15 protein-coding genes and 1 riboswitch are annotated in these 19,083 nt (G+C 55.1%); of the genes, 10 read left to right on the forward strand and 5 right to left on the reverse strand.

The features are described from left to right. Nucleotides 1-17 precede the first annotated feature (17 nt). Nucleotides 18-1,613 (reverse strand): glycoside hydrolase family 26 protein, encoded by a 1,596-nt coding sequence (locus FE783_RS14625; RefSeq protein WP_158301805.1) that lies wholly within the window; start codon nt 1,611-1,613, stop codon nt 18-20. A 271-nt stretch (nt 1,614-1,884) separates the two neighbouring features. Here FE783_RS14625 and gltC point away from each other — a divergent pair, with 271 nt between their 5' ends. After that, nucleotides 1,885-2,793 carry a glutamate biosynthesis transcriptional regulator GltC gene (gene gltC, locus FE783_RS14630; protein ID WP_138880124.1) on the forward strand — a complete coding sequence of 303 codons (909 nt, stop codon included), beginning with the start codon at nt 1,885-1,887 and terminating at the stop codon, nt 2,791-2,793. Between the two features lie 125 nt (nt 2,794-2,918). Here the strand turns inward: gltC and gdhA are convergent, their stop codons facing one another. From gdhA to FE783_RS14650, 4 genes are all read right to left on the reverse strand, one after another. Next, on the reverse strand, nt 2,919-4,298 hold the full coding sequence (gene gdhA, locus FE783_RS14635) for an NADP-specific glutamate dehydrogenase (RefSeq protein ID WP_138880125.1): 1,380 nt from the start codon (nt 4,296-4,298) through the stop codon (nt 2,919-2,921). 215 nt (nt 4,299-4,513) lie between these two features. Next, on the reverse strand, nt 4,514-4,696 hold the full coding sequence (locus tag FE783_RS14640; RefSeq protein WP_138880126.1) for a hypothetical protein: 183 nt from the start codon (nt 4,694-4,696) through the stop codon (nt 4,514-4,516). Nucleotides 4,697-4,826: 130 nt separating this feature from the next. Beyond that, nucleotides 4,827-5,001: riboswitch (cyclic di-AMP (ydaO/yuaA leader) on the reverse strand. A 212-nt stretch (nt 5,002-5,213) separates the two neighbouring features. Then, complete coding sequence (locus tag FE783_RS14645) at nt 5,214-6,347, reverse strand: response regulator (RefSeq protein WP_138880127.1); 1,134 nt, start codon at nt 6,345-6,347, stop codon at nt 5,214-5,216. Next, complete coding sequence (locus tag FE783_RS14650; protein ID WP_338015853.1) at nt 6,325-9,354, reverse strand: hybrid sensor histidine kinase/response regulator; 3,030 nt, start codon at nt 9,352-9,354, stop codon at nt 6,325-6,327. Before FE783_RS14650 ends, FE783_RS14645 begins: the two co-directional genes overlap by 23 nt. Nucleotides 9,355-9,672: 318 nt before the next feature. On the opposite strand from FE783_RS14650, the gene FE783_RS14655 reads away from it, so the two are divergent. The 9 genes from FE783_RS14655 (at nt 9,673) to FE783_RS14695 (ending at nt 19,079) form a co-directional block, all read left to right on the forward strand. Continuing rightward, on the forward strand, nt 9,673-10,404 hold the full coding sequence (locus FE783_RS14655; RefSeq protein WP_138880129.1) for a DsbA family oxidoreductase: 732 nt from the start codon (nt 9,673-9,675) through the stop codon (nt 10,402-10,404). Nucleotides 10,405-10,625: 221 nt separating this feature from the next. Then, nucleotides 10,626-11,717, forward strand: coding sequence for a GerAB/ArcD/ProY family transporter (locus FE783_RS14660; RefSeq protein WP_138880130.1), 1,092 nt, complete (start codon nt 10,626-10,628; stop codon nt 11,715-11,717). 1 nt (nt 11,718) lies between these two features. Next, on the forward strand, nt 11,719-13,293 hold the full coding sequence (locus FE783_RS14665; protein ID WP_138880131.1) for a spore germination protein: 1,575 nt from the start codon (nt 11,719-11,721) through the stop codon (nt 13,291-13,293). A 27-nt stretch (nt 13,294-13,320) separates the two neighbouring features. Further along, on the forward strand, nt 13,321-14,415 hold the full coding sequence (locus FE783_RS14670; RefSeq protein ID WP_138880132.1) for a GerAB/ArcD/ProY family transporter: 1,095 nt from the start codon (nt 13,321-13,323) through the stop codon (nt 14,413-14,415). Between the two features lie 5 nt (nt 14,416-14,420). Beyond that, complete coding sequence (locus FE783_RS14675) at nt 14,421-15,614, forward strand: Ger(x)C family spore germination protein (RefSeq protein WP_238403091.1); 1,194 nt, start codon at nt 14,421-14,423, stop codon at nt 15,612-15,614. Then, nucleotides 15,611-15,832, forward strand: a complete 222-nt coding sequence (locus tag FE783_RS14680) for a hypothetical protein (RefSeq protein ID WP_138880133.1) — start codon at nt 15,611-15,613, stop codon at nt 15,830-15,832. The genes FE783_RS14675 and FE783_RS14680 overlap by 4 nt, the downstream gene beginning before the upstream one ends. Before the next feature lie 280 nt (nt 15,833-16,112). Further along, the gene (locus tag FE783_RS14685) at nt 16,113-17,468 is read left to right on the forward strand and encodes an ABC transporter substrate-binding protein (RefSeq protein ID WP_138880134.1); all 1,356 of its coding nucleotides are present in this window, start codon (nt 16,113-16,115) and stop codon (nt 17,466-17,468) included. Nucleotides 17,469-17,585: 117 nt separating this feature from the next. Continuing rightward, the gene (locus FE783_RS14690; protein ID WP_158301806.1) at nt 17,586-18,392 is read left to right on the forward strand and encodes a sugar phosphate isomerase/epimerase family protein; all 807 of its coding nucleotides are present in this window, start codon (nt 17,586-17,588) and stop codon (nt 18,390-18,392) included. Between the two features lie 237 nt (nt 18,393-18,629). Further along, entirely contained in the window at nt 18,630-19,079 is a 450-nt protein-coding gene (locus FE783_RS14695; RefSeq protein WP_138880135.1) for a MarR family winged helix-turn-helix transcriptional regulator, read from the forward strand. Nucleotides 19,080-19,083 lie beyond the last annotated feature (4 nt).

The raw sequence follows: 19,083 nt of genomic DNA on the forward strand, positions 1-19,083 counted from the left end.
CCGATTCCATGCGGCGATCAGCGCTTCGACCAATTGAACGTTTGTGTCGCGATCGTTTCGTGTTTGCCGTTATAAGCGGCGATCGTTAACGGTACTCCGGCCTGCAGCGAAGAGAAATCGATCTCGACCTCCCACGGAACCTCATATGCGACGGCAAGCCGCTTATTGCCCTGCATGACGGCGACGGAATGGGGCTGGTTGTCGTACGGCATGTCGGGATACACGAACAGCTTATGCTTGCCTTGCAAGCCGGGAGCCGTTTCCAGCGGAACGTAGCGGACATTGTCCGCAGTCGAGCTGCCCTGCTCCACTTTCGCCAAGAAATAGTCACTCCGGATCAGTCTGCGGTATTGATCGAACATATGGCGGTTATCCACCATGTCGTAAATAAATTCGCTCTTCAAGCTTTCGCTTCTGCTTCGGCTCATATTGAAGTATGTTATCGCTTTCACCTGAGGGAACATCTTCGGAAGATAGCCGTACATGATGGCGACCTGCCCTTCGGCCCATTTCGCATGGCTCGTATTCAGCTTCGTATTGTAGTGGGAAATCGCTCCTTCCGCGATCATGATCGGTTTATGCTTATATTTCTCGTAGAGCGGGATGAAGTAATCGATCTGGTTTTTGCTGAAATCTTCTTTTCCGTCATAGTAAGGCGTCGAATAAAGCGAGAACCCGACCCAATCGACATACTCGTCGCCCGGATAATAAGCGTCGATATTGTCCTGCGGCCAAAAGTTCGGGGACCATACCATCGCCACATTGGGCGCTTCCTCCTTCATGATCCGGGATATGAGCCTAAACTTCTCCACATATTTCTGCGGCTCGTCGTACCAAGGCACCCAAGCCCCGTTCATCTCCGACGCGTAACGCAAAAAGATCGGAATTCCTGCTTCCTTGGCTTGCCGCGCGAAAGAGCGCACGTACTCGTCGTCCTTGACGGTATCCAGCCCGTATTGCGGCTCCCAGCCGATCTGCAGGGCGCCTCCCGCTCCCGCCGCTTTGACGCTGTTGATCGTCCTTGTCGGGAAATAGTTCCGCGTATCGTTCTCGTCCTTCCGCCAGCCCGCATAATGAAGACCGATCGGATGGTACCGTCCGAACGTCTTCTCCACGGACGGGTAATCGAAGATGCCGAACATGCCCAAATAAGCGCCTGACTTCGGCTCGAACTTGGCGAGCGGCCGATTCCCGCTTTCGGCAATGCCGACATACGGCGTTAATGTGACGCTCCCCGGAACCGGAATCGCATCATCGTAGAAACGACTGTCCCGGGTCCCGGCCTTGGACCAATACGTATCGCTGGCGGAATACCATTGCTCCGCTTCCTTCTCCCGGTTCTCACTGCGAAAGTAAGCGGCCTTGCGCAAGGCGTAATCGGCGGCAACGTCCCATTTCCCGTCCCGTTCCGCCTCCTTGAGCCGTTCGTCCCACCATCTCAGCAGGTCGTCCGGCTGCCGGACCGTCGTGCCCTGCATCCCGTCTCCGCCCGATTGTCCTGCGGAAGCCGAGCGCGGCTGTTCCTTCTTGTTCTCCATATACAGCCATCCGAATACGGTCCCTGCCGCCAAAATCGCCGTCATCACGGCCGTTCGCCCATAAATTCGCCTCATGCCCTCGCTCCCCCGCCTCGGATCTTCTTGCTCTATATCTATTCTACTATATTCCGGCATATTAGTGAGGCTATTATGCGTTAAGACCCGCAGCAAAATGGCATGCCTCTTATTCCTACAACACCGATGGGCATAGCAGTTGTTTTATTAATTGCCGGTTTGTTGTACAATAGGGGAAGCGCTAAACCTTACACGTTATGATAAGGACTTTAACGGAATGCAGGTCGGAAATTCCGTTAAAGTTCGTAACTACTGGCGGTGATGTTCGAGAGTGGAATTAAGGCAAATTCAATATTTTATCGAGGTCGCCAAGCTGGAGCACGTTACCGAAGCTTCCTACGTGCTGCATGTGGCCCAGTCGGCGGTCAGCCGCCAAATATTCAAGCTGGAGGCGGAGCTCGGCGTCGACCTGTTCATTCGGGACGGCCGTAAAGTGAGACTCACTCCGATCGGCAAATTGTTTCTCGGCCACATGGAACAAGCAATGAAGGTCATCGAGAAAGCCCAACAGGAAATCGGAGAATTTCTGGACCCGCAGAAGGGGACCGTACGGATCGGTTTTCCGAGCAGTCTCGCTTCCCATGTGCTGCCGATGGCCATCTCCGCATTTCGCGAGCAGTATCCGCAAGTTCAATTCCAGCTGCAGCACGGATCGTATCGGGAGCTGATCGATCTGGTTTCCAAAGGAACGTTGAATTTGTCGCTCATCGGCCCTGTTCCGAAGGGCGGGAAGCAGATCAACGGAGATACGCTCTTCCTCGAACGGATCGTCGCGCTGCTGCCCGCGAACCATCCTCTGGCCGATCAGCCGTCCTTGAAGCTGAGCCAGCTGCGCAACGATATGTTCGTCCTGTTTCCCGAAGGATATATATTGCGGGAGCTTGTCATAAACGCTTGTGCCGCCCAAGGATTCGAACCGCAGATTTCGTTCGAGGGCGACGATATCGACGCGATCAAAGGTTTGGTTGCAGCGGGCCTGGGCATTACGCTGCTGCCCGAGATCGCCCTGAACGACAGCATACCGCGCTCCACCGTCAGAATCCATTTTCAGGATCCGCAGGTGACGCGCACCGTCGGAGTCATTACGCCGGCCAACCGGGAACTGCCGCCGACGGAGAAGCTGTTCCACGATTTCATCAAAACGTATTTCGCCACGGTCGGCCAGTTCAATAACGAATAGAAAAGGGAAATGAACGCATTGCGTCCATTTCCCTTTATTTTTGCCCTTGACTTTTGGGTCTTCGTGGGCTCCCCCGAAAGTAATCGGAATAAGCTTCGAAGCCCTTCTTCACTTTTGGGGGATCCTTATACTACGCCGTGCAGCATCATCGCGTCGGCAACTTTCAAGAAGCCGGCAATGTTCGCGCCCACTACGAGATTACCCGGATGACCGTATTCTTCGGCAGCTTTGACGCTGTTGCGGTAAATGTTTTTCATAATTTCGTGCAGCTTGTCGTCCACTTCGTGGAACGACCACGAGTAACGCATGCTGTTTTGGGCCATTTCGAGTGCCGATACCGCTACGCCGCCTGCATTGGCCGCTTTAGCCGGTCCGAATTGAACGCCAGCTGCCAGGAACACTTCGATCGCTTCGAGCGTGGAAGGCATGTTGGCGCCTTCGCCGACCGCTTTGACGCCGTTCGCTACGAGCAGCTTCGCCGACTCCTCGTCGATTTCGTTTTGCGTTGCGCAAGGCAGCGCGATATCGCAAGGAATGGACCAGATGCCCGTGCAGCCTTCGGTATAGACGGCACCCGGATGCTCCTTGACGTATTCGCTGATCCGTTTGCGCTCAACCTCTTTCAACCGTTTTACGGTTTCGAGCTTGATGCCGTTCGGATCGTAAACGTAGCCGTTCGAGTCGCTGCAAGCTACAACCTTCGCACCGAGCTGCTGAGCCTTCTCGATCGCATAGATCGAAACGTTGCCGGAGCCGGATACGACTACCGTGCTCTCGCCGAAGGACCAGCCGATCGATTTCAGCATTTCCCCGACGAAATAAACGCAGCCATAGCCTGTTGCTTCCGTTCTTGCCAAGCTTCCGCCGTAGATGATGCTCTTGCCCGTCAAGACGCCCGCTTCGTTGCCGCTGCGAATACGCTTGTACTGTCCGAACATGTAGCCGATTTCTCTGGCGCCTACGCCGATATCTCCGGCCGGTACGTCAACGTCCGGTCCGATATAGCGGTACAATTCCGTCATGAAGCTTTGCGTAAAGCGCATAACTTCGTTGTCGGATTTGCCTTTCGGATCGAAGTCCGAGCCGCCTTTGCCCCCGCCGATCGGTTGGCCGGTCAATGAGTTTTTGAAAATTTGCTCGAAGCCCAAAAATTTGATGATGCTCGCGCTGACGGAAGGATGGAAGCGCAGCCCGCCTTTGTAAGGACCGATTGCGCTGTTGAATTGAACGCGGAAGCCGCGGTTTACTTGCACTTTGCCCTGGTCATCGACCCAAGGCACACGGAAGGTGATGACGCGCTCCGGCTCTACGATTCTCTCAAGAATACCGCTCTTCATATAATGCGGATGTTTCTCGAAGACGGGAACAAGAGAGTCTACGATTTCTTTAACCGCTTGATGGAATTCCTTCTCATGAGGATTTCTTTTGATAACCGTCTCGTAAACTTCCCGGACGTATTCGCGTGCTGCAGTTGCCGTTTCCGGCGCCGTTTGAATGGTGGCCATGCTTAGTTTCCCCTCTCGTCTCAAGAAAATGTCTCTTCGTCCATTCCAGGATATGCGATTGTACGATGGATCGGATGTTCGTTCCGACGATTGGTCCGATATGCGGCGTCAATCTCCAATACATGTATCTTATTATGCGAAGGGCGGCATAAACAATGCGCGATTTAGATCATCTTCATGCCGGTTCGAGATTAGGCAGCATAACCCGACGGCTCTTACTTGATCCAGACCGTTGCGATGGAAGCAAGCACGAGAGCTTGCGCCACGGAGAATGCAACCGTCTTGCGCCAATCGGTCTTGACGAACGGTCCTCCGCGGGACAGCCTCAAGCCTACGAATGGCACAAACAGCAGACCGAGCAAGAACAGCAGGATGAAACTGACGAAAAAAACGTACATGGCCGACCCTCCGAAGTTATAATGCAAGGCATGGATTCCCCTATCAGCACAAAGAAGCCGCAGGAAAGAGGACCTTTCCCGCGGCTTCTCGAAGACATGGCAAATAAGCCATGACGAACGCGCGTTTACGGTTGCCTCTCCGAAACGCTTACGAGGTTAGCTGACGGATTCGGACGTTGGAGTCGCCCTACGCTTATGCCTTGCGGCTCAAGCGATTCACCCCGTGAAACCGCGACTTTCAGGTTGCGTGCGGCTTCGTTGGTTTCCCCGCTTCTGCTTGCAGCAGAATTCAGCGATTGCAGACTTATGAACTTTAACGGAATCACCGCCTGACTTACGATTCCGTTAAAGTTCCTTATGGATTCATGCTCTATGCATCATACTCCTTCAACCGTACCCTGTAAAGCCGGAAGGAAGACGGAATGAGACACTATTAAGCCTCCCGCAACGGAAGGCAGCGTTTCCATCCGCCGCTATCTGTCTTTTGCTCTCGTTATCTGCCTCGTACTGCATTCTACTATTCCAGGGTGTCCAGAAGCCGTTCGTACAGCCGTTTCGTCTTCGGTTCCGGGTCCACGCCCAATTCTTTCCGGATCACGTAGGCGAACGCTTCATAGCTAGCCTTCAATGCTCCGAAGTCGCCCATTCGCGCGTATGCCTGCATGATGAGCCGGCACGCCGCATCGGAATACGGGTCCTTTTCTTGAAGAGCGATCAGGCAGCGCAAGGCCCGTGGATCGTTCCCCCGGCTCATTTCGTATTCCGCGTAATTTTGGGCCGCCTCGACATATTGCTGCAGCAGTTCCCTTCTTCTCGGCTCCGCCCAGCCGAAATCGTGCTCTTCCAAATAATCGCCGCGGTACAGCTCCAAGGCGCGTTCGTACCGGTCGCGGTTTTGCTCCTGGATGGGCGAGCAAGCGCCGATCTCCCGCTCGAACCGCTCCACGTCCGTAACGATCCCTTGAGCGAGGAGGCGATAGCTCTCCTGCGCATATTCGATCGCCGCCTCCACCCCCCAGTCTTTCAACACTTTCCTGACTTGGGAGATGGACGTATGCAAGTAAGTGACGGCTTTGTCCGGCTCGGTTTCGGGCCATAACGTATCGATGAGCAGCTCTCTGTCCAGCCATAGTCCCTTATGATGAATCAGAAACGCAAACAGCTCCTGCGCCTTCATCGTTCTCCATCTCAGTTTGCCGCCCGACTCCGCAAGGTCGGCCAGCATCAGCCGTTTGAAGCAAAGGACCATCGGATTGTCCGGCTTCGCCGAGCCGGTCCTGCCGGCATGGTGCCGGCCGATATCCGAGACGCGCTCCACCGTCTTGGACAGACGATCGGGATGGATCGGCTTCAGCAAGTAGTCGAGGGCATTCAGCTCGAACGCTTCGATCGCATACTCGGAATAGGCGGTCGTATATACGATTCTTACGTCCCGATCCAATTGCCGGATATATTCGGCCGCTTCCAAGCCGTTCATTTCCGGCATCTCGATATCCAGGAAGACGATATCCGCCTTATTCGCCGATAGATGCTCGAGCCCTTCCCGGGCGGAAGTGTATTTGCCCGCCACCTCGATACGGCCGTCATGGTTCAGCAGACGCTCCAGATGGAGAAGAGCCGGCTTCTCGTCATCGATCAATATCGCTTTCAATGCTGTCGCCCCTTTCATCCGGTTCATAATCGGCCGACAATTCGAAGCGGACGGTCGTCCCGCGGTTCCGTTCACTTTCAACATTCAGACCCCGTCCATACAGCGTCAAGAGACGACGGTGGATGTTTCTCAGCCCTACGCCGCTGCCATCCTTGTCGGACAGGACATCGTTCAGCCGTTCGGAGGTCATCCCTACGCCGTCGTCGGATACGGCTACGACAACGCTGCCGTTCGATTCCGACACGGCTATCCGGACCGTTCCTCCGGCTGCTCGCCGCATAATTCCGTGTCTCACCGCATTCTCGACGATCGGCTGGATCGTCAGTGGAGGAATCAGGCAGCGCATATTTCCGCTGATATCGTACTCCACCTGAAGCCGTTCGTCGAACCGGGCTTTTTCCAAAATCAAGTAGGACTTGACCAGCTCCAGCTCCTTCTCGAGCGGAGCGAGACGTTCCCGATTCTGAAAATCGAAGCTGGCACGCAAATATTGACTCAGCTCGATTAGGAGCAGCGTCGTTTTCCCCGGATCGACCGGACATAAAGCAATAATCGTATTCAGCGCGTTGTATAGAAAATGAGGCTTGATTTGCGCCTGCAAAAACGCCATCTCCGTCCGCACCTCCGTCCTGACCGATTTGCGCAGCGCAAGCAAGGTGCGGATGCGGGCCCGAAGCTCCCCGGCATCGACGGGCTTGCTCAAGAAGTCGTTCGCTCCCGCCTGAAATCCGGCTTGCACGTCCTCCGCACGGCTTCTTGCCGTAAGCATCAGAATGGGCAGCGCGGTGAGCGAATAACGCTCCCGGATGTTCCGGCACAGCTCGAGTCCGGTCATGCCGGGCATCATCCAATCGACTACGACACAATCGAGCTGTGGCGTCCGGGATAGGAGGGCGAGCGCCTCTTCCCCATTGTCCGCCGTGATGACCGCACAATTGTCGACACTGAGCAGATTGTACATCACTTGTAAATTCACCAGGTCGTCATCGACGACAAGAACGGTAAATTCGGTACGGCCCTTTCCGACTACGGGAGCGATTTCGCCGGGACGGACGGAAGGAGCGTAAACCGCGGTATCTCCCTGGCCGGTATCGGTCATGCTGCCCGCCGAAGGGAGCGTGAAGCAAAAGACGGTTCCCCGGCCGGGCTCCGATTCGACTCCGATCGTCCCGCCGTTCAGCTCCACCAGCTTTTTCGTAATGCTCAGACCGAGTCCCGTTCCGCCATGCTCCATGTCGATCGCCGCTTCGGTGTCATCGAACGCCCTGAACAGGGTGGCGATGCGGTCTTTGGGAATGCCGATACCGGTATCGGCGACGAATATTTTTACTTGACTGCCCGCAGTTTCTGCATATATCCGAATTTCTCCTTGACTCGTAAACTTAACCGCATTGCCCAGTAAATTGAACAAAATTTGCTGTAGCCTGTTCTCGTCAGTATCGAGCAGAGGCAGCCGGTCCGGCCATTGTTGAACGAAGCGAATTTCTTTCTTGCCCGTCATTCGCCCGATCACTTCGAGTACGGATGCCGCGACCGCCTTTAAATCAACCGCCCGTCGCTGCAGCACGATGTCTCCGTTTTTGAGCCGGGAGAAGTCGAGAATGTCGTTGATGAGCAAGGTCAGCCGTTTCCCGGTCGATACGATCATCGATAAATCGTTCGCCTGTTTCCCGTTCAGCGCTCCTCCGGCTCCCGCCAGCAGCGATTCCGCGATGTTGACGATGCCGTGCAGCGGGGTGCGCAGCTCATGGGACGTATTCGCCATAAATTCGTCCTTGAGCCCGTCCAGCGTAAGCAGCCGCTGCGAGAGCTGCTCCACCTCGCGGAACGATCGCGCGAAACGCTCCGCAAGCAGCAATGCCTGTGCGATGACGAAGATCAGCATCTCGACCGGAACGAGCATCTGGTCCGCCAGAAGACCGACTACATTCAATATGCTTACGGCAATAATAACGACGATGCTCTGCACGCTCAACAGAATATAGAACACGTCTTTGGAGCGATAGCGTATATCTCTTAGCAGTACATACGCCACGTACAAGACGATGAAGAAAGCATAAGTAAAGTAAATGGCTTCCAATCGGGAATAAACGAGTGCCGGCAAACAGACGGCAATGAGCAGCAGCACGCCGGTCGCCGCCTGAAACGGGAGCAGCACGGACCGGGATGTCGGGCGGGTGACGGAACCCGAAACGTATTTCAGCAGGAAATAATGCACAAGCACCGAGGAAATGACCTGAATTTTCAAAAACAGCTCGTACGGCAATCCATCGAAAGCCGCCCCGAGCAGCTTCTCCCCGTGAGTCAGCACATAGACGAGGCTGGACAGACAGAAAAGGCCCAGGTAGCGCAAAGACGTCTCTTGCCTGCGCATACGGTACAGCAGAAGAAAGAACAGACCGGGTATGACAAACCCTGCAGAGGACATCCAATCCGCGAACAATTTCCATTCGCGGGATTTCGTGACGGAATGCTGATCCCCGAACACGATCGGGTATATCATCCCGCCCGAAGAGTAATTATAGTTGGAAACTTGAACGATAATATCGACCGTGTTCCCGGATACTTGGGCGAATCCGACGTACGGGGTATTTTCCTGCTCGCTCCTCTCCGGCGATTCGCCCGGTATCCCGCTGGAGCCGACTTCCATGCCATTCAGGAATATCCGGTTCGCCATCCGGATATTAGTCGTTTCAATGCCGTACACCGCATCGGCCGAACCGTCAAGCAGGATGCGGAGCCGGAACGTGCCGTAACCGGTGTCCGACGGTTTACCGTCCTCCGATAGGTACGAATTCCATTTGCCGGGTATACTGACTATGCGGGCCGGTTCCGGAGCCGGAGAAGCCTCCGACCCGAACTCCGCGAAATGCTCCGGACCGAGAAGCCGGCTTCGGTAAAACTCCCATTCCCCCGACAGGCGGACCGTCCCGTCTTCACGGAAGCTCCACTCGCTCAGATCGAGCAGCCCGTTCTTCGCTTCGGGGTTCCGGTATTCGGAATTCATAGAATGATATAATCCGTACAAAGGCACCAGAAGTACAATAATAAAGCAGATTCTTGCCATTAATCGCCGCATGGACATCATTTCGCTCCCGATCAGTATGTAACCTTATGAAGTAAAGTCTCCCTTCATTATATTTGGACACGCCCGGTATATCGAGTGCAAAACGAGATTTTGCAAAATATCGCTCCGCATACCGTGTTGACTTCCGCTCCGGGTCCAACTATACTGTAGACACCCGAATCATGTAACTGTATCAGTTACTAGATTGACGCAATACGCATCGAACTTATTACAATATCATACAGGGGCGTGATGATCATGAAAGTGGAAATATGGTCCGATTTCGTTTGTCCATTTTGTTATATCGGCAAACGCCGGTTCGAATCGGCGCTCGAGCAATTTCCTCACCGGAACGAAGTGGAGATCGTGTACCGCAGCTTCGAGCTCGACCCGAATTCGAAACGCGATTTGCCTGGCGATATTCACGATATGCTTGCTTCGAAATACGGGATGAGCCGCGAGAAAGCTATGGCCATGAACTTCAACGTAGGGGAGCAAGCCCAATCCGTCGGGCTGACCTATCATTTCGATATGATGAAGCCGACCAATACGTTCGACGCGCATCGACTGGCGCATTTCGCCGGCCGGTACGGCAAGTCGGCGGAAATGACGGAGCGGCTGCTCCAGGCGTACTTTACCGAAGGGAAACATATCGGCGATCATGAGACGCTGACCGCATTGGCTGCGGAGCTCGGACTCGACCGGGACGAAGTCGCGGCCATGCTGTCAGGCGAAGAGGGCAAGACGGAAGTGCGCTCGGACGAGCAGGAAGCGTCCGCGCTGGGCGTTCGAGGCGTTCCCTTCTTCGTCTTCAACCGCAAGTATGCGATATCCGGCGCACAGCCGACCGAGCTGTTTGCGGATACGCTGAACAAAGTATGGAGCGAGGCTCACCCTCTCGTCTTCGTTAACGGCGCCGACGGCGAGTCGGCGGACGTCTGCGAAGACGGCGTGTGCGGCGTTCCTCCGACGCCGGAGCACAAAAGCTGATCGAACACTTTGCACTTCATATGCCAAGCCCGCTCTCCTCATCGAGAGCGGGCTCTTTCCGTTTGGCTATCGATTCGCCTACGGCCGGCCAACCGTCGTCCTGCCGCGAGCCGGTTTCCGCACGATTCTCGAATGACGCGCCTGTTTAATCCCTCCATTTTATGCCGATATTGAAAAGTGGAGAAAAGTCTCCTTCATCGGCAGCCGGGAGGAAAAAGGCCATGCTAGAGAAAGGCAAAATATCCGCGCTTCAAATGGCGGTCATGATGTACCCCACGATAGTGGCTACCGCTATTCTCACCCTTCCGGGAGTGACGGCGAAATACGCTAAAAACGATTTGTGGATTTCGCCGATCTACGCCTCCCTCGTCGGCATCCTGACCGTGTATATCGCCTACAAGCTGCACCGGTTATATCCGCAGCAGACGGTCATCCAATATAGCGGGAACATTGTCGGCGTTTTGCCGGGGAAACTGATCGGCCTCCTGTTTATCCTGTTTTATTTGCACGCCAACGGATTGATCGTACGGCAATATGCGGAATTCGTCGCAGGCTCCTTTCTTAGCAAAACGCCGATAACCGTCGTCGTCGTCACGATGGTTGCCATCAGCGCGTGGACGGTACGCGGCGGGGTCGAAGTCATCGGACGCGTCTGCCAAATTTTCACACCGATTTTCATATTCCCGCTGACCATCGTGCTGCTCCTGATTCCCGATATGAAGCCCGGCAATCTGTTTCCCGTCATGGGACACGGCATCATGCCCGGAATTGCGGGCGCGGCCATCCCGCAGGCATGGTTCAGCGAATATTTTCTGATCGCCTTCCTCCTCCCGTTCCTGTCCGACGTTCATAAAGGGAAGAAATGGGGAATGATTTCCGTATTGGCCGTTACGATCACGCTCATTTATTTGAATTTGGTCATTTTGTTCCTGTTCGGAGCCGAAACGTCAGGCATGCTGTATCCGGTATTGAATGCTTTCCGGTATATTAGCGTGGCCAACTTTTTCGAAAATTTGGAGGCGTTCGTCATGGCGATATGGATACTCGGGAACTTCATGAAAATATCGGTTTTTTATTACGCCGCCGTCTTGGGGACCGCCCAGTGGCTGAAATTGTCCGACTATCGGCCGATCGTTATGCCGCTCGGTTTTATTACCGTTATCCTGAGCTTCTGGGATTTACCCAACTTTTCCGATCTCGCCCATTTCATATCGATAACGATTCCGTTCTATTTGACTTCGGTGGAGACGCTCATTCCGCTTCTGCTATTGATCGTCGCCCTCCTCCGAACGAACAAGAAAGGACAAAGCTAGCATGGTGCGCAACCTTCATAAATGGGTAAGACGGCATGCCCGGAACGGCAAACAAAACGACGAGGCCAAGCCGGCGCCTTCGCGGGATATCCCGCTTGCAGCCGATCTCCAGCGAAACACGGAAATTCTTCAATCGTTGTATGCGAACTGCTCGGATGTCATATTCCGGCCGTTCCGGATCGCGGACACGATCGACGCGATGATTATTTACATAGAAGGCCTCACCAATATCGAGGAGCTCGGTTCCTGCGTGCTGACTCCGCTCATGAACGGGTCGGGCGCCGTGCTTCAGGATGCCCGTCGGTGGGTGAGCGGCAGTATATCGGTTTCGAAAGTAAGCGAAGCGAACACGATCGGCGACTGCATCGAATCGGTCTCGAGGGGCGAGCCGGTATTGCTGCACGAGGGGGATAATCGGGGCCTCGTTCTCGGTCTCGGCAAATGGGAGAAACGGCCGGTGGACGAGCCGACGGCGGAAGTCGTCGTGCGGGGGCCGCGGGAAGGGTTCACCGAATCGATCGGCGTCAACATTTCCCAATTGCGCAGAATCATCAAAAGTCCCGCCCTGAAAGTTGAAGCGATGAAAATCGGCGACTATACCCGAACGAAGGTGGCGATTTCCTACGTCGAAGGGATCGCCGATCAGACGCTGGTCGACGAGGTGAAAAGCCGGCTCTCGCGGATCAAGATCGACGGCATTTTGGAGAGCGGGTATATCGAGGAGATGATCGAAGACTATTCGTTCTCCCCTTTTCCGCAAATACTCAGCACCGAACGTCCCGATGTAACGTGCGCCAATTTGCTGGAAGGACGAGTCGCGATATTGGTCGAGGGTACGCCATTCACGTTGGTCGCCCCGACGACGTTCTTCTCCTTGATGCAGTCCGCCGAAGATTATTACCAGCGCTTCCTGATCGCTACGGCGATCCGTTGGCTGCGCTATTTGTTTCTGGGCATTTCGCTGCTTCTTCCGTCGCTCTACGTAGCCATTCTGACCTTTCATCAGGAGATGGTCCCGACCGCGCTGCTGCTTAGTATGGCGGCGGCCCGCGAAGCGGTCCCCTTCCCCGCACTGGTCGAGGTGCTGCTTATGGAGGTTACGTTCGAGGCGCTGCGCGAAGCGGGAGTCCGGCTGCCCAAGCAAATCGGCGCGGCCGTAAGCATCGTCGGGGCGCTCGTAGTCGGTCAAGCGGCGGTGCAGGCCGGACTAGTATCAGCCCCGATGGTCATCGTCGTGGCCATTACCGGGATTTCCTCGTTCATGATCCCGCGCTACGTCACAGGAATTGCCATTAGAATGCTCCGCTTTCCGATCATTTTTCTCGCCGGGTCGCTGGGACTGCTCGGAGTGATGATCGGAATTATCGCGATCGTCGTCCATATGTGCACGCTGCGCTCCTTCGGCGTTCCTTTCTTGTCCCCGCTTGCCCCGACGAAAGGGAACGAGTTGAAAGACGTCGCGGTAAGAGCCCCTTTATGGATGATGGACCGAAGGCCGCATTTGACGGGAGAGGACAATTCGTCCCGGCAAGCTCCAAACCAAAAACCCGATCCGTCCAACGGAGGGGAATCGTAGATACAGCTGCGGAGGTCTTAAACGGCTATGGAGAAAGGAAAAATATCCGCCTGGCAACTGGGAGCGATCCTATATCTTCAATCGATGGGCATCGGTGTCCTCGTAATTCCGGGGATTACGGCCAAATATGCCGGCATTGATTTATGGCTTACGCCTATCCTGGCGTCGCTCGGCGGATTTATTGTCGTGTACGTTGCTTATACGCTGCATAAGCTTTATCCGGATCGGACGATCGTACAGGCCGCAGAACGGATTTTGGGTCGGATACCGGGCAAAGTTGTCGGTTTGGGCATCTGTTTCTTTTATTTGCATATCGCCGGCTTGCTGCTCAGAAACTACGCGGAGTTTTTGGCGGTTCTTTTCTTGCCGAAAACTCCCATCGTCGTCCTATCCGGCTGCATGATCGCGGTTTGCGCTTTTGCCGTAAGGGGAGGACTTGAAGTCATAGGCAGAACAGCGCAATTGATCGTCCCTGTGTTTACTTTGCTGCTGCTCTTCCTTATTCTTCTGCTGCTTAAGGACCTGACTCCGGAAAAAGCGCTTCCCGTTCTCGAGCACGGCATGCTTCCCGTTTTCAAAGGCGCCGTCCGGCTGCAAGGATTTTTCACGGAGATGCTGCTAGTCGCCTTTCTGTTTCCTTTTGTGAACGACCGGAATAAAGGACTGAAAGCCGCAACGGGATCGGTCGCCGCCGTCGCATTCACGATGGTGGTTATCAACTTGGTCGCTCTTTTTCTGCTGGGCAAAGATACGGCGAACGAGCTTTATCCGTTGATTGTAGCTTCCCGCTATATCAGCGTCGCCGACTTTTTCGAGAATTTGGAGGCGGTGGCGATGGCTATTTGGGTGCTCGGCATATTCTTGAAACTATCGTTGTTTTATTACGCCGCCGTTCTGGGCACCGCGCAATTGCTGGATCTTTCCGGTTATGGGTCCATCGTATTTCCGCTAGGACTCCTTATTACGCTGTTAAGCTTCTGGTACGTCCCGAACGTGTCGTCCTTGTTTCAATTCTTTACGATGTACCCGTTCTATGCCATGTTGTTTCAGGCTTTTCTCCCAATGCTTCTGCTTGCCGTCGGTTGGGTTCGTCACGCAAAGCGCGAGTTGAAAGGGGGATGAACATCATGCGCGGAATCATGCTGATCGTACTATGTGTCGCGATCGCGCCGCTGCTCGGCGGCTGTTGGGACCGGACCGAATTGAACGACTTGGCCATCGTCGTCGGCACGGCCGTCGATATGAACAAGGAAGGGCAAGTCGAATTAGCGGTACAAGTGTTTATCCCCCGTTCATTGGGCGGCGGAGGGGCAAGCGGCATAGGAGGAGGCGGGGGCGGAGGCCAGAAGCTGACGGTCGTACGCTCCGGCGACGGCGTGAATATGGCGGATGCGATGTCCAAGCTTCAAACGAAGCTCCCGCGCACCATTTTTTGGGGCCACTGCAAAACTTACATATTCGGAGAGGAGAAAGCGAAGCAAGGGATCGCCGAGGAAATGGATTTCCTGCTGCGCCACCGGCAGCCTCGGGAGCGGGCTTATATGTATGTCAGCAGCGGGAAAGCCGTCGACACTCTCGAGCTGTATCCTCCTCTCGAGCGGTATTCCGGAGAGGTGATCCGGGAATTATCCGACCTGCACAGCGCGATGATTATGACCATGAAAGATTTAAGGGACATGCTGAGAGGAATTAGCGGGGCCGCCGCAGTTCCGCTGATCGATGTGCTGCCACCCAAACAAGGGCGGGAGAAATCGCAAGCGATCCCCTACATCGTCGGGACTGCCGTATTCAAAAAAGATAAAATGATCGGGAAAATAAGCGACAAAATTACGAGAGGCGTCATGTGGCTGAGAAACGAAGTGGATGAGAGCATCATCACGGTCGAAGCGGAGCAAGGGAAGGAATTCGTTTCGATCAGTCCCGTACGCACGCGCGTAACGTTAACCCCAAATATCGACGACGGCGTATGGAGCATGCTCGTGAAGGTCGAATCGGAAGGCGAGATGATCCAGAACGGGACGAAGCTCGATCCGATGAATCCGAAACTGCTGGCTATCATGCAGGAAGGGTTGAAGGAAGATATCCGCTCGCGGATCGAGTCCACGATCCGTCACGTTCAGAAAGAGTTGAAAGCGGATATTTTCGGATTCGCCGAAGAGTTCCACCGTAAATACCCGAAGCAATGGGAGCAATCCCAGGATCGCTGGGATGAACGATTCCCGCAGGTCAAAGTCAAAACGGCAATCGAAGCGTATATCCGCAGGCCGGGGCTCATCAATGTACCCGGAGGCGTTCCCGAAAGCGAGGCGAAATCAAAATGAGATGGAGCGGCATGATCGCGGTGACGGTCATCATCGGCTTAATTTTCTTGTACGAGTGGCCGAAAATGAAACGCAGCCCGAAGAAGGACAAAGCCGTCTTCGTGACGCTTCTGTCCGTCTGCTGGGTTCTCTCCTTATTCGACCTGCGCAGCATGGCCGGACCGACTACGCTGATCGAGTCGCTGTTCAAGCCTTTCTCCGAGATGCTGGAAAAATGAAAACTGCAAACCATCGTAAGGCGGCCGGCCTGCAGCGTCGGGCGCCTTTGTCGTGCTCCGGGATGAAGCACGCGATGTAACAATCGGCAAATCGGGTCATCATCCGCAAATCGCCGTTGTAACCGCGGGCAAACCGATTGCGGAAACGGTGCATTGTTCCTATGCCGGTTCTGTTTTACGGTATAAGCGGCACTTGCAAGAGCCATACAAAATCAGCAAGGTCGTATGCATACCCGGTCTTCCGGGCCGCTTGCGCGACCGTACAGGGGGAAAGCACAAGATGCTCAAACAACGATGGATAACGACGATGGGGGCCGCCGTTCTACTGATGCCGATTGTAGCGGCGTGCGGAAATAACGCGCAAAGTTCCGACGCGAAGCCGGCCGATACGGCCGATTCCAAAAAGACGGAAACGAAAGCCGCGTCCGCCGACTCGTTCGGATCGGATGAAAAGGCCGAAATCAGCATTCGTACGGGTATTTCCGACGAGCTGTTCGAGCAGAAATACCGCAGCCTGCTGAAGAAGAAGTTTCCGAACGTCACGTTCACGAAAGCCGGCACCAACATTAAGCTGCAGGACCAGCTGGCTTCCGCTCCGCCCGACCTGTTCGACCAAGGATACACGAACCTGCAGGAGCTGACGAACCTGGACCTGGCGCTGAATCTCGATCCGCTGGTGAAAAAGTACGGTGTCGATCTGAACCGCTTCGATCCGTACGTCCTTAATGATGTCCGGTCTTACTCCGTAGGCAAAAACGAGCTGCTGCTGATCCCGTTCTCGGTTCAACCGTTCGTCCTGCACTATAATAAAGACTTGTTCGACAAATTCGGAGTCACGTATCCGAAGGCGAACAGCACGTGGCAGGATTTGATCGAGCTGTCCAAGAAGCTGGCCCGCACCGAGCAGGGCGTCGCCTACCGCGGACTGGATGCCGGACTTAACGTCAACCGGATGCAGAAGCAATTGTCGCTGCCGTTCATCGACAAAGCCGGCAAATCCGTCGTAAGCTCGGCGTCGGGCTGGAAAACGCTTTATCAAACGTATGCGGACATTTACGGGGTACCCGGCAACTTCCCGGAAGGCGCCAAGCACGGGGACGGGCGCAAAGCGTTCTTGGAAACGAAAACGCTTGCGATGTACCCGCATATCGTCATGGTCACCGATACCGACTTCGTCCAAGCGGCACAAGCCGGGTTTAAGCTGGGGATTACCACCTATCCCGTGTTCAAGGATAAGCCGGGCGTAGGCACGGGGCTGTTCGGCGGCGGACTCGCCATTAACAAGCTGTCGAAGCAGCAAGAGCTCGCTTTCAAGGTCGCGGTGTACTACTCGTCCGACGAAGTGCAGAAGGCACTTAGCAAAATGGGCTTCGTCACGCCGCTCGTCAGCCAGGATGTGCGCAAAACGCTGTTCGAAGGCAACCCGCTTGCCGCCGGGCTAGATTTGAACGCCATCTACGGCACCCGCGCCGCCGATCCGTACGAAAGAACCGACTGGGACCAGAAAGCGTTCGATATCGTCAACGCCAGCATGCAAGATTTCTTCACCGGCAAAACCGATTTGAACTCGACGATGCGCAATGTGGACGAGAAAATCAACAAAATGGTGCAGGATCAAAAAGCGCAGACGAAATAAGAAAAAGCATTCGGCCGTTGCAGCCCGCCCTCACGTTCCTGTATCATACAGGTAGTGACAGAGTCTTCAAGGAATGGGTATACTCTGGACAAAAAGCCGTGAAGGACGGGATGCAACGTGGAGCTGAAGATGTTCATCGCAAGATGGGGAATGAACGAACCGCTGCCCGAGCTGTTCGCCAAAGCTGCGGATGCCGGCTATACGGGCATCGAATGCGGCGCGCCGGGCGGATCGGAGGAAGCGGCGTTTAGATCGCTGCTGAAGGAACGGAGCTTCGACTACATAGCCCAAATCCACAGCGCAGGAGACGATCTGATCGCCAATTTCCGGCATAATGCGGAGCGTGCCGCTTCGTTCGCTCCGACGCTGATCGTCTCCCACAGCTCGCGCCACGGTTTAAGCTTCGATGACAACCGGAGATTTTTCGAGCAGGCGCTGATCGTTGAGCGGGAAATCGGCATTCCGGTCGCCCATGAAACGCACCGCGGCCGGGCCATGTTTACACCCTGGACGACGGCGGAGCTGCTGCGGGAATTTCCGGAGCTGCGCATCACGGCCGACTTCAGCCACTGGTGCAACGTATGCGAGAGCTTGCTGGAGGATCAGAAGGCGCATCTGGATTTGGCCATGTCCAGGACGATCCATATTCACGGGCGGGTCGGCCACCGCGAAGGACCGCAAGTGTCGGACCCGAGCGCGCCGGAATATGCCGAAGAGCTTCGCGTCCACCTCGGCTGGTGGCTGGAGATCGCGCGCCGCAGACGTGCGGAAGGAGCGCCGGTATTGACGTTCAATCCGGAATTCGGCCCTCCGGGATATATGCCGACGCTGCCTCATACGAGACAACCGCTCGCCGACCTGTGGAAAGTAAGACTTTGGATGAAACGGCGTTTCGAGCAAGAATTTGCCGACGCGAGCCTATAACGTCGACCATGCGTACATGGAACCGAAAGCCGCGGGAAACCGCGGCTTTCTGCATTGTCAAGTATCGAATGCGCCATTCGGATCGGGAGCAGCGCCCCTCACTCTCCGCGACACCTTGCGCCACCTCCTGCTTCTCCTTGTCCACGGTCGCATTTTGACTCGCGAAACGGAGCTGTGTTAGAATTGCATTGTACACAATTTAATTTTATGCGAAACATTTAAGCTGCGGAGGCTGCAATGAACCGGGATGACGCGCTGAAACTGGACAACCAGACATGCTTCGCCCTCTATGCCTGCTCCCGTGAAATCACGAAGCTGTACCGACCGTTTCTGGACGAGCTTGGCCTCACGTACACCCAATATGTGGCGCTGCTGGCGTTATGGGAGCAGGACGACGTTACCGTCAAGCAATTGGGGGCACGGATGTATCTCGATTCCGGCACCTTGACTCCCCTGCTGAAGAAGATGGATGCCTCGGGATGGATCGAGCGCGTGCGGGACCCTCTGGATGAGCGCAATGTGCGCATACGGCTGACCGAAGATGGGATGCAGCTGAAGGAGCGGGCATACGAGGTTCCCGGCAAGGCGTTTTGCCGGGCGGGAGTGCCGGCCGAGGAGACGGAAGAGCTGCGCGACCGGCTCACTGCTTTACTGCGGCGCATTCATCAATCGACGATGGAGGAATGAAACG

It is taken from the genome of Paenibacillus mesophilus, from assembly GCF_005938385.1.
GTDB lineage: Bacteria > Bacillota > Bacilli > Paenibacillales > NBRC-103111 > Paenibacillus_AB > Paenibacillus_AB mesophilus.

Excerpts from the sequence above, each read along its gene's own strand:
- FE783_RS14625 (WP_158301805.1), bottom strand. The coding sequence starts at position 1,613 with ATGAGGCGAATTTATGGGCGAACGGCCGTGATGACGGCGATTTTGGCG.
- gdhA (WP_138880125.1), bottom strand. The coding sequence starts at position 4,298 with ATGGCCACCATTCAAACGGCGCCGGAAACGGCAACTGCAGCACGCGAA.
- FE783_RS14640 (WP_138880126.1), bottom strand. The coding sequence starts at position 4,696 with ATGTACGTTTTTTTCGTCAGTTTCATCCTGCTGTTCTTGCTCGGTCTG.
- FE783_RS14650 (WP_338015853.1), bottom strand. The coding sequence starts at position 9,354 with ATGAATTCCGAATACCGGAACCCCGAAGCGAAGAACGGGCTGCTCGAT.
- FE783_RS14655 (WP_138880129.1), top strand. The coding sequence starts at position 9,673 with ATGAAAGTGGAAATATGGTCCGATTTCGTTTGTCCATTTTGTTATATC.
- FE783_RS14660 (WP_138880130.1), top strand. The coding sequence starts at position 10,626 with ATGCTAGAGAAAGGCAAAATATCCGCGCTTCAAATGGCGGTCATGATG.
- FE783_RS14665 (WP_138880131.1), top strand. The coding sequence starts at position 11,719 with ATGGTGCGCAACCTTCATAAATGGGTAAGACGGCATGCCCGGAACGGC.
- FE783_RS14670 (WP_138880132.1), top strand. The coding sequence starts at position 13,321 with ATGGAGAAAGGAAAAATATCCGCCTGGCAACTGGGAGCGATCCTATAT.
- FE783_RS14675 (WP_238403091.1), top strand. The coding sequence starts at position 14,421 with ATGCGCGGAATCATGCTGATCGTACTATGTGTCGCGATCGCGCCGCTG.
- FE783_RS14680 (WP_138880133.1), top strand. The coding sequence starts at position 15,611 with ATGAGATGGAGCGGCATGATCGCGGTGACGGTCATCATCGGCTTAATT.
- FE783_RS14685 (WP_138880134.1), top strand. The coding sequence starts at position 16,113 with ATGCTCAAACAACGATGGATAACGACGATGGGGGCCGCCGTTCTACTG.
- FE783_RS14695 (WP_138880135.1), top strand. The coding sequence starts at position 18,630 with ATGAACCGGGATGACGCGCTGAAACTGGACAACCAGACATGCTTCGCC.